This is a genomic window from Syntrophales bacterium (assembly GCA_030018935.1).
Classification (GTDB): Bacteria; Desulfobacterota; Syntrophia; order Syntrophales; family CG2-30-49-12; genus CG2-30-49-12.
This window is the reverse complement of record JASEGZ010000057.1, coordinates 1-11,196: the sequence shown is the minus strand read 5'-3', so window position 1 is coordinate 11,196 and position 11,196 is coordinate 1. Positions and strand designations below refer to the sequence as shown.

General features: G+C 47.5%; 8 protein-coding genes. 4 read left to right on the top strand and 4 right to left on the bottom strand.

All coding sequences use genetic code 11. The features are described from left to right. Window positions 1-363 precede the first annotated feature (363 nt). Together QMD03_09170 and QMD03_09165 are read left to right on the top strand one after the other, a co-directional pair. Complete coding sequence (locus QMD03_09170) at window positions 364-558, top strand: DUF2281 domain-containing protein (protein ID MDI6777382.1); 195 nt, start codon at window positions 364-366, stop codon at window positions 556-558. Next, the gene (locus QMD03_09165; protein MDI6777381.1) at window positions 543-875 is read left to right on the top strand and encodes a type II toxin-antitoxin system PemK/MazF family toxin; all 333 of its coding nucleotides are present in this window, start codon (window positions 543-545) and stop codon (window positions 873-875) included. Before QMD03_09170 ends, QMD03_09165 begins: the two co-directional genes overlap by 16 nt. A gap of 148 nt (window positions 876-1,023) precedes the next feature. Here the strand turns inward: QMD03_09165 and QMD03_09160 are convergent, their stop codons facing one another. Continuing rightward, window positions 1,024-2,580 (bottom strand): YhjD/YihY/BrkB family envelope integrity protein, encoded by a 1,557-nt coding sequence (locus QMD03_09160; GenBank protein MDI6777380.1) that lies wholly within the window; start codon window positions 2,578-2,580, stop codon window positions 1,024-1,026. 291 nt (window positions 2,581-2,871) lie between these two features. Between QMD03_09160 and QMD03_09155 the strand changes: the two genes are divergently transcribed. Both QMD03_09155 and QMD03_09150 read left to right on the top strand, forming a co-directional pair. Next, window positions 2,872-4,500, top strand: a complete 1,629-nt coding sequence (locus tag QMD03_09155; protein MDI6777379.1) for a peptide-binding protein — start codon at window positions 2,872-2,874, stop codon at window positions 4,498-4,500. A gap of 29 nt (window positions 4,501-4,529) precedes the next feature. Then, window positions 4,530-6,104, top strand: coding sequence for an NAD(P)H-hydrate dehydratase (locus QMD03_09150; GenBank protein ID MDI6777378.1), 1,575 nt, complete (start codon window positions 4,530-4,532; stop codon window positions 6,102-6,104). A 9-nt stretch (window positions 6,105-6,113) separates the two neighbouring features. On the opposite strand, the gene QMD03_09145 is transcribed toward QMD03_09150, so the two are convergent. The 3 genes from QMD03_09145 to QMD03_09135 form a co-directional block, all read right to left on the bottom strand. After that, the gene (locus tag QMD03_09145; protein ID MDI6777377.1) at window positions 6,114-7,079 is read right to left on the bottom strand and encodes a polyprenyl synthetase family protein; all 966 of its coding nucleotides are present in this window, start codon (window positions 7,077-7,079) and stop codon (window positions 6,114-6,116) included. Between the two features lie 140 nt (window positions 7,080-7,219). Then, complete coding sequence (gene rimO, locus QMD03_09140) at window positions 7,220-8,554, bottom strand: 30S ribosomal protein S12 methylthiotransferase RimO (protein MDI6777376.1); 1,335 nt, start codon at window positions 8,552-8,554, stop codon at window positions 7,220-7,222. 73 nt (window positions 8,555-8,627) lie between these two features. Next, a complete protein-coding gene (locus QMD03_09135) occupies window positions 8,628-10,907 on the bottom strand; it encodes a DNA translocase FtsK 4TM domain-containing protein (protein ID MDI6777375.1) in 2,280 nt (759 codons plus the stop codon). Window positions 10,908-11,196 lie beyond the last annotated feature (289 nt).

The following is an 11,196-nucleotide window of genomic DNA, read 5'->3' as shown; positions in this document are numbered from 1 at the left end:
TCTCGTATTCACTTATGTTTTGACGATATTTTGTTTCGTGTTTTGGACACTCATGTACGAACCTATAAACGAGCAAGGAGTCATACTTTTGTTTGCAGCTCTTTGTCACGACTTGGGGTTTATGATCGAAGGCATTAGGAGCAGCTTTCCCGATGCGCTACTACGGAGAAAGAATACCAAGGGAACCTGGAACAGTTGCCGAGCCGAGTTCGAGTTTAGATCATCATTTTTCAGGTTGCATAAACATAACCCGAAACAATGTGATCTGGTCATCTGTTGGGAGCATGATTGGAAGGAATGCCCCGTAGAAGTAATGTGCTTGAAAGAATCAATCAGAGAATTTAAATGACGAGGTATGACGCCATGAGTACAAAAGAATTACTTATAAACGAGATTGAAGAAGTCCCTGAACCTCTTCTGGCAGAAGTGCTCGATTTTGTCCATTTCCTAAAGGCGAAAATTGTCCGCGAAAAACTAGATATCGCCATAATGAGCGAATCCTCGCTATCCAAAGACTGGCTGAAGCCTGAGGAGGACGAAGCGTGGCAAAATTTGTAAAAGGCGATGTCGTTGTCATACCCTTTCCTTTCTCTGACCTAAGTCAATCCAAGCGCCGCCCGGCCCTTGTCATCGCCCCACTTGAAGGAAATGACGCCATTCTATGTCAAATAACAAGTAAAACGATCAAGGACACCTACGCCATCTCAATCGATGATACGGATTTCGCGTCAGGAAGCCTTAGACAACCAGGCAACATAAGGCCCAGCCGACTGTTTACCGCAGACAGCCACATTATCCTATACCGGGTGGGCAGGATCAAAAAAGAGAAATTGCTCCAAGTCGTTGAAAAATTGATTGAGATTATTAAGGGATAGATCATTCCGCTAACAAGGCGCTCAAGAGGGACGCGGCAAAAAGCCGCCGCGCCCCTTAGCTTTATCGTTAGGCACAGAGTGAAGCGAGCAATAGAATGGTCGAGAGAATGCTTTGAGATGCTCGAATTCCCCAGTTTTCCAGAGTTTTCTATATCTCTAAGCTATCTAACGTATCGAGAGGGACCTCTCTACCCAGTAGATTCCATGCCTCTTCTTTGATAAATCTGGTTACACTACCGTTCTCCATGATTAAGACACCTTGATTACTGAGCCCATTTAATATCTCTCGAATCTCTCCTGGTTCTTTTCCTGTAAATCTGGCCAGTTCATCAAGAGGGTTTTGCTTGGTCTTCAGTGGCCAATTTTTTAGAAAATAGAGGATTACCACCAGCTTGATCCACAATCGAGTAATCTCCTCCAGAGATACATTGGTCTTCCTGATTCTATTTGAAAATTCCTTGAGCATATGAAGGGATACCCCTTCGCTTTCCCTGAGTATATTACGAAAGGTATTCCCATCAATGACGGCTACCTGACTATCCTCCATCGTCCGGGCGGATGCAGTACGAGGAGCATCAATCAGCGCCGCCATTTCACCAAAATATTCGCCAGGCCCCATTTCGGCCAGCAACTTCCTCACCTGCCCGGCCTTTTTTTCCATCTGCACTTTACCCCTCAAAATATAATACATTTCCTGATCGGTATCCCCTTCTCTGAAGATATAGGTACCTTTGGGATACACGCAACCGAATCTCAGGAAAATGCGCTCATCCACTTTTGTGAGCTTCTTCTCTGACTTTAAGAAAGCCTTTTCAAGAAGAACTAAATCTCTCTTCTGGCAAGAAGAGATAAGTTCCGCGCAGAAGAGGAAAATTACAGCTACATAGAAGACCCAGATGACAAGGACAACCACTGTCTCCAGAGAACCGAAGATCACGTGATAGCGGGTATAATTAGAGACATACCAGGTAAAGAAATGCTTAGCGATTTCTGTCAATGCAGAAAAAATGGCGCCCCCTAAAAGCGCACCACCGAAGGCAACTTTCCCCCTGGGAACGACTTTGTAGACAATGGTAACAAACACCACGATGAGCAGGTATGGAAGGATATAGCGAAATAAAGTGCCATGAGCGAGGGAAAGATAACCACCCTTTACCATAACAGGTTGTTTGGCCAGGATTGTGGCAAGATATGTAATCCCGACACTGACTATACCGATGGCCCATCCCATCGGAATCATGGCGATCGCAAGCAACTTGGACACAAAGTAATTTCGGGCTGCTTTTGCTCGGAATGTATTGTTCAAAGCCGTTTCTATGGCGCTGAAGATCATGGTAGAAAGCCAGACGAGGCTTAAGATTCCAATCCAACCCAGAAGCTGTTTTTTTTGTTCTACCCGCCCCAACTGGGTCAGCAACGCCTCCGAAAAATAAGGGTGAAATTCACGGATTACCTTAACGAGTTCATTTTGCATGTTGGGGTAAGAGCCAAAGATATGACCTCCCACCACGATAGTCAAAATGAAGAGGGGAATAATAGAGAGGATGGCGTAGAGGGCAATAGCGGCGGCCTGGTTCATATCTCCGTTATTTCTGTAATTTTTAACCGCATTCCGCAAGATGTCCCACACGGTGGCGAGGATAAAATAAACACGGACTGGACTGGACTCGGATTGGTGACTTTCCTGGTTATTTCGACTAATCATGGGTGATATACTCAGGAAACAAGGATAAAAAATGGTCCTTCTGGATTTTACCACGATGAGTATAGGAGGGTGGTATATGGGTGTCAAGGAGAAAGCAGATTTAGTTGCTAAAAAGGGTTCGAGGATTCAAGGATTCAGTTAATAAGACTTCTACCAAACTTTCAATTCCTTGTAGTTTTTCAACATTTCACTTGAATCCTTGACCCCTTGACCCCTTGAATCCTGTTATCAAAATAAAATTGCAAAAGCCCTATGTTTAAGATAATTAACTCAATTATTATGAAATCACCTATGCGGATCATCCTGGTTCTCATAATCATCCTCTCCATGGCCGTATGGGGGTGTAGCGGGAGGGAACAGGAAAATACCCCCAGGAACATATCAGATACAGGCCCTGCCTATGGAGATATTATGGTGGAGGGTTCCATCGGCGATGCCAGCAACATGATTCCCATTCTTGCCTCGGACAGTGCCTCCCACGATATCGCGGCGATGGTCTTCAACGGCCTTGTAAAATACGACAAAGACCTGAATGTTGTTGGGGATCTGGCCGAATCATGGAATATTTCCCATAACGGGCTGGTGATCACCTTCCACCTGAGAAAGAACGTAAAATGGCATGATGGCCATCCATTCACCGCCGATGATGTCCTGTATACTTACCAGGTCACGATCGATCCTAAGACCCCTACCCCCTATGCCGGCGATTTTCTCAAGGTCAAGAAAGCCGAAGTCCTCGATTCCTATACCTTCCGTGTTACCTACGACAAACCCTTTGCCCCCGCCCTTATGAGTTGGGGAGCTGCCATTTTACCGAAACATCTCCTTGCCGGAGGCGACATCACCACGAGTCCTCTTACACGACACCCCATAGGAACGGGGCCGTATATCTTCAAAGAATGGATCCCCGGCCAGAAGATTGTCCTTGCCTCCAACCCCGATTATTTTGAAGGAAGGCCTTATATAGATGGTTACATCACGCGGATCATACCGGATATGGCAACCATGTTCCTCGAATTGCGTGCAAACGGCATTGACCGGATGGGATTGACCCCACTTCAGTATATGAGGCAAACAGAAAACAACCTGTTCCGTAAAAATTTCAATAAGTATCGCTACCTCTCCTTTTCCTATACTTACCTTGGATACAACATCAAGAATCCTTTGTTTGCCGATAAACGTGTGAGGCAGGCTATCGCCTCAGCGATAAACAAAGAGGAGATTATTCAGGGCGTCCTCCTGGGACTCGGTAAGGTAGCTACAGGTCCGTTTAAACCCGGCACCTGGCCCTATAACCCTAACGTGAAGACATACCCGTATAGTCCTCGGAAAGCAAAGGAACTACTTGCGGAGGCGGGCTGGAAAGATACTGATGGTGACGGCATTCTGGATAAAAATGGCAAGCCCTTTATTTTTGAGATTATCACGAATCAGGGAAACGATGTCCGGCAAAAATGTGCTGAAATTATTCAGAAACGCCTTGCCGAGATAGGCATTAAGGTAAAGATCAGGGTCCTCGAATGGGCTGCCTTCATCAACGATTTTATCAACAAAAGGAGATTTGCGGCGACCATCCTGGGCTGGACGATACCCCTCGATCCTGACCTCTACGATGTATGGCATTCCAGCAAGACAAGGCCGGAAGAATTAAATTTCATATCCTATAAAAACAGAGAAGTTGATGACCTGTTAGAAAGGGGGAGAGATACCTTCGATCAGAAGGAGAGAAAAAAATGCTACGACAGGATACAGGATATCCTGGCGGAGGAACAACCCTACACTTTCCTGTATGTCCCCGATGCCCTGCCCATTATTCATGCCCGTTTCCGGGGCATCAAACCGGCTCCACTGGGTATCGGATATAATTTCATCAAGTGGTACGTTCCCCATAAGGAACAGAGATTCGTGATGATAAGGTAAAGGCACAAAGACACAGAGGGGGGTGGAAAATGAAGGTTACGAGTGTAAGTGAGATGAGGGCGATGGACAGATACGCCAGTGAAAAACTGGACATTTCAGAAGAGATCCTCATGGAAAACGCCGGGCAGGCTTCATCCTTCGTCCTCTCAAAAGAGATGGGGATAAAGGATAAAAGATTTGTCGTGTTGTGCGGTATCGGCAACAACGGTGGCGATGGTTTTGTCGTGGCCCGGAACATCCACGCCAATGGCGGGATAGTCAAGGTATTCATCCTCGGTGATCCGGGTAAGTTCAAAGGGGCAGCGAAGGCCAATCTGAATATCTTAACAAAACTCCCCGTAGATGTGAGGAGGATCGAGTCTGTCAAGACTATGGAGATAGATCTCCTTCACGCTCATGGAATTGTAGATGCCATTTTTGGTACCGGCCTCGAGAGGGAGGTTAGCGGCCTCTACAGAGAAGTGATTCAATTGATCAATGGAAGCGGTAAAAAGATTCTCAGCCTTGACATCCCCTCCGGTGTCCATGGCGACACGGGAGAGATAATGGGTGTTGCGGTTCAGGCTGATTATACGGTTACTTTCGGTCTTCCAAAGATCGGGAACATGCTCTATCCAGGGTATGGATGCTGCGGAAAACTGTATGTTACCCACATCTCCTTTCCCCCTTCACTCTACAGCCGCGACGAGATCAAGGTTGAGATCAACGATCCTGTGAAACTTCCCCCGAGAGAAAGAGACGTCCATAAAGGCTCCGTGGGGAAAGTGCTCTTTATTGCCGGCGCGGTGAACTACTTTGGCGCGCCATACTTTGCCGCCCTATCTTTCCTCAAGGCTGGTGGAGGATATGCCCGGCTTGCTGTACCCCGTTCTATGACATCATTTATCGCCCAGAAGGGAATGGAGATCGTCTTCGTTCCCCAAGAGGAAACCCCGACGGGAAGCCTCTCCCTAAGAAACAGAGACTCCTTACTCGCCCTTTCAGAAAAGATGGATATGGTAGTTATCGGCCCCGGTCTGTCGTTAGAAGAAGAGACACAGCAATTAGTCCGGGAACTGGTCAAAGGGATCAATAAGCCGATCATCGTTGACGGTGACGGGCTTACCGCCGTGGCAGATGATCTTGAAATTATCAGAGAAAGGGAGGCAGCAACCATTCTGACCCCTCATCCGGGAGAGATGTCGAGAATTACAAGGAAAAGTGTAAACGAGATCAAAAAGCATAAAATAGCCATTTTACAGGATACAGCCAGAGATCTGCATGCAGTTATTGTCCTGAAGGGTGCCCATTCCCTGATAGGCTGCCCCGATGAAAGGGTGTTTATCAATCTCAGTGGCAATCCAGGAATGGCAACGGCAGGATCAGGCGATGTCTTAACAGGAACCATTGCGGCCATGTTTGGCCTTGGCTTACCAATCGAAGATGCGGCGAGAAAGGGTGTCTTTATCCATGGACTTTCAGGAGACCTCGCCGCCCAAGATAAAGGAGAAGACGGAATTACGGCCCAGGACGTCCTCGAGTATCTCCCCCTGGCCATGAAGCTGGACAGAAAGGGGCTGCCGGAGATGCTCAGAGAAACCTATAGGGAATGTGAGGTGATATAAAGGTTTTTTTCAGAGTCTTCTTTCAATAATGTAATCTGAAATTGTCAACAGTGAGGTCTTTGCTTCAGAATCTTCAAAACATGCAAGAAACTTTTTCCCTTCGGCGATATACGCCCTCGCTTTGTTGAGAGCATGATTGATGCCATCATATTTATGGATGAGAGAAACGACATCACTGTTGGACTGCCCTTTATGTTGAACGGCCTGTTTAATTGTCTCTCTCTCGTCAGGGGAACATCTTTTCAGGGTGTGGATGAGAGGAAGGGTAATCTTTCCCTCTTCAAGATCCTTACCAATAGCTTTTCCAAATTCCTCTTCGTTTGCTATATAATCGAGGGTGTCATCAGTTATCTGAAAGGCCGAGCCGATCCTCATGCCGAACCGTGTTAAGGCCTCAATCTTCGTATCCGATGCATTACCCAGGATACCTCCCACGGCACATGCGGCGGAAATGAGTGTGGACGTCTTCTTCTCAATGATGAACAGATATTCCTTTTCGGTAATATTGATATCACCGGCTTTAACCAGCTGGAAAACTTCCCCTTCTGACATGGTGTTAGTCGTTGTAGAGAGAAGTTTCAAGATGGGGATATTACCATCTTCGGTCATGATTTTGAAAGATTTAGAATAGAGAAAGTCCCCTACCAGAACGCTGGCGGCGTTACCCCAGATATTGTTTGCTGAAATCTTACCCCGTCTCGTTTGGGCATGGTCAATCACGTCATCGTGGAGAAGGGTTGCCGTATGAATAAACTCGATCATAGCAGACAGGAAATAGCGCCGCTCTCCCCTGTATCCACAGAGCGCCGAGGCAGCCAGTAGCAAAAGGGGCCTGAACCTTTTGCCGCCGCTGCCGAGAAGATGATAAATGATTTCAGGGATAAGATCGACCTCTGAGCGGAGATGCCTCTCCATGCATTCTTCCACACGCCTTAGATCGTCTCCGTAATGGCGAAAAACATCCTGTATCTGCACGGTGTTGGAACCCCTTAGAGTGTCAAAGTGCCTCTATATAATTTAACCCTCGTAAAATGTCAAACATTTCATTTGAAGGTAGCCGCAGGCTTCAGCCTGCGTAAGCTGCCGTCTATGCCGCAGGCAGTAATGCAAATGTTTCACTTTAGACTCTCAGCAAAGAGGTCGTATTCGCTGGCAGCGGTGATCTTACAATGCACAATATCCCCTGGGGCCAGATCTTTCCCTTTCACATAGGTAACCCCATCAATATCCGGTGCCTGTCGGCGACACCTTCCGACAAAGGGAAAATGGGGGCTCGCGCTTTTACCCTCGATCAGGACCTCTTGAAGCGAATTTATCAGGGAGTGATTGATTTCCCGGGAAATGCCCGCCTGTCCTTCCATGAGGAGTTGCCTGCGGGTTTCTCTTTCCTTCTCCGATATCCGGGATGTGAAAGAGGCGGCAGATGTCCCTTCTTCTCTCGAATAGGTAAAAACACCGAGATGATCAAATCTCGCCTCCTTGATAAAGGCTAATAGTTTATTGAATTTCGTCCGTGTTTCCCCAGGAAATCCTACAATAATTGATGTCCTCAGGGCTACATCCGGGATATTGTTCCTTGCGGCGATGATAGCCTTCCTGATCTGCTCACTTCCCCCTCGTCTGTTCATGGCCGTAAGTATTCCATCGTCAATGTGCTGTATAGGTATGTCAAGGTAGTTGCAGATCTTTTCCTCCTCGGCAATGGTCTGAAGAATATCCCCGGTAAGACCGGTCGGATATGTGTAGAGAACCCGGACCCACCTGATGCCCTCTAAAGAAACAAGTTTTTTCAAGAGATCGCTCAGGGTAGGCTTTCCCTTCAGGTCTCTACCGTAGGCCGTCGTATCCTGGGCAGTGACGATGATCTCCTTAACCCCCTTTCGGGCAAGGAGTTCCGCCTCTGTCAGGATGTCATCCACTTCCCTGCTTCTCGCTTTTCCCCGGACGGAGGGAATTACACAATACGAACAATGGTTGGAACATCCTTCGGCTATCTTCAGATAAGCACTGTAGAATGGTGTTAGGATCAGGCGGGGATGGCCTGCATCCATCAGAAAGGTGGGCTTCCCGATGAGAGAACGGCAGATCGGAGACCCTTCAAGGCTTAATCTTCCAATGTGACGGGCGATATGGGAAACCTCACCGGTGCCGAGAAAAAGGTCAACCTCGGGCAGTTCTGCCTCGAGGATCTTTCCGTATCGCTGGGGGAGGCAGCCCGTAACAATTAAATGGGTACAGACCCCCCTGCCCTCCCCCTTCCATTCGGCCATGCGGATGATCTCATCAATGGATTCCTCCTTTGCGGGCAGGATGAAGGCGCAGGTATTGATCACGATGATCTCGGCTTCATCTGCACGGGGGATGATCTGAAAACCGCTCTCTGACAGAAGGGCGGCCATAACCTCGGAATCAACGAGATTCTTCGGACAACCGAGGCTTACAATGTGCACTCTTCTATCTTTTAAATGGGCGATGGGCAATAGGTTACAGGATATAGGTTAACTAAAAGCTGATTGCTGACAGCTAACGGGGTAGTTTTCTGGCCAATAATTTCCTTGGTTTCACGCCATCAGAGGGTCCGACGATACCTTCCGCTTCCATACGTTCGATGATCCGGGCAGCCCGGTTATAACCTATTTTCATGTATCTCTGCACCAGAGAGATCGAGGCCTGTCCCAGATCAGTCACCAGCTCAACGGCCTGGTCATATTTCTCATCAAATAACTCGTCCGATTTCTCACCTTCCATTGACCACGGCCTGTATTCCATAATTGATTCGTCGTAAGCAGGCGTGCCCTGTTTTTTTACAAATTCGCAGATCCTCTCAGTCTCCCTGTCTGAGACATAGACACCGTGGATACGGGTAAGCTTTGACGTACCGGGGGGGATAAAGAGCATATCGCCGGCCCCGAGAAGCTTTTCCGCACCAAGATGATCGAGGATGGTCCGCGAATCTACCTTTGACGAGACCTGAAAGGAAATCCGGGTAGGAAAGTTGGCCTTTATGAGACCCGTGATGACATCAACGGATGGTCTTTGGGTGGCTAAGATAAGATGGATCCCCGCAGCCCTGGCCATCTGGGCGAGACGGGCAAGAGATTCCTCTACATCCCTCTGTGCCACGATCATGAGATCGGCAAGTTCATCAATAACAATGACGATATAGGGCAGTTTGACGGGGGGTTGCTGATCTCTTTCAGGATGTTTCCCGTCATCAAAGAGATCAGCAGGCTCAGGAACTATAACATCAGGCCTATTGTTAATGTCTTCCGGCCCTGTTTTTCCTTTTCCCAAAGCTACCTGCTTCTCTCTTGCGTCCAGTTCCTTCCCGATCACCATGTTATACCCTTCTATACTTTTGACTCCCCATTCACTGATTATTCTATACCGCCTCTCCATTTCCTCTACCGCCCACTTCAAAACAAGAGCGGCTTTCTTAGGGTCAAATACCACCGGGTGAAGGAGATGAGGTATCCCTTCATACGCGGACAGTTCTAGCCTTTTGGGGTCAATCATGAGGAATTTGACTTCGTCAGGTGGTGACTTGAAGAGAATGCTGCAAATCATGGCATTAAGGGAGACGCTTTTCCCTGAGCCGGTCGTACCGGCAATCAGGAGATGGGGCATCCTGATAAGATCCGCAATTACAGGAGCCCCTAAGATGTCTACGCCCAAGGCAATGGGAAGCTTGGACTCGGATGTGAGAAACGCCTCATTATCGAGGACATCTTTCAAATATACAGATTCCCGTTGATGATTAGGTATCTCAATGCCGATGACTGCCTCCCCCGGTACAGGGGCGATGATTCTTATGCTCGGTGCCCTTAAGGCAAGGGCAAGATCGTCGGAGAGATTGGTGATCTTATTAATCTTCACCCCTGGTGCAGGCTCAAGCTCATACATGGTGATAACGGGACCCGCTTTAACCCCTACTACCTTTCCCTCCACACCGAAATCGGATAACTTCTTTTCGAGAATCCGGGAATTCATGGTAAGGCTATCCCGTTTCATCCTCGTGTCTCTATGTTCCACCTTATCGAGGAGTGTCAGCGGTGGTAGTTTGAAGACAGACCGGAAAAAGTCAAACTGAGATCGTTCCGCTCTTTTCTGTCGGCTTTCTCTTGACAGAGGCGTTTCACCCATTACGGGAAGTGTTTTTAAAGAGATCCTGTCTTCCTCTTGCAGTGTATCCTGTCTCTCTTTAATCTTTTCGATGCCAAAAGCGATAAATTCTTTCCCTCCCCTCCATACCATGGAGGCGACTCTTTTTGTCCCTCTGCCGAGGGATACGAGGGATAGGTTAACTGTCGCCATAAGGGAGATGATTAAAATAAGAATCAATAAAATATAGGCACCGGCAAGGTTGAGGTAGGCATGGGCAACCTGGGCGGAGACAGTTCCCAGGAGTCCCCCTGCATGGAGTCTTATGCCGTACAGATGAATATCCGTCAGCACTAAGACTAAAAGTCCGGAGGTTGAAAGGATAAGAGCAGCGAGACCGGTAATGTTTGCGGCTCCAACCTTAAAATCACTATCCAGAAAGTATTTGAAAGAGATGATCAAGAAGATAATCGGCAGCAAAAAGGCAGCCAGACCCAGCAGTCTAAAGAGGGAAGCAGCAGTGTAGGATCCAACAGAACCTACGAGGTTATGAATCTGCTGATCCCCTGCTACATAGTGGGTCAAAGAAGGATCCAGAGGGTGATAAGAGGCCAGGCAAAGGGACAGAAAGAGAGCCAGAGCAAGGCATATCACCCCTTTGATTTCTCTTGATTTTACGAGGGCTGGTTGTTTTTCTTTCATCACTGATGTATCCGGCTCCGTATAACTATGTTAAGTTATACCCTTTTTCCCCGTCCACGTCAATAAGTAATGATGAAATTTTCACCCTTTAACGCCAAACAATCATATTGTAAGCATTCAGCTATCAGACTTCAGTTTTCAGCGAAAACAGAAAAATACCAGGGGTTACTGATCGCTGACGGCTGAACGCTTGCATCATATTTTCCCGTGTGTGGATGCAGAATAGGCCCAAACTCATGAGTGTCCAAAACACGAAACAAAATATCGTCAAAACATAAGTGAATACGAG

Coding starts and splice junctions, on each gene's coding strand:
- QMD03_09155 (MDI6777379.1), top strand. CDS start 2,872: ATGCGGATCATCCTGGTTCTCATAATCATCCTCTCCATGGCCGTATGG.
- QMD03_09150 (MDI6777378.1), top strand. CDS start 4,530: ATGAAGGTTACGAGTGTAAGTGAGATGAGGGCGATGGACAGATACGCC.
- QMD03_09135 (MDI6777375.1), bottom strand. CDS start 10,907: ATGAAAGAAAAACAACCAGCCCTCGTAAAATCAAGAGAAATCAAAGGG.
- QMD03_09160 (MDI6777380.1), bottom strand. CDS start 2,580: ATGATTAGTCGAAATAACCAGGAAAGTCACCAATCCGAGTCCAGTCCA.
- QMD03_09170 (MDI6777382.1), top strand. CDS start 364: ATGAGTACAAAAGAATTACTTATAAACGAGATTGAAGAAGTCCCTGAA.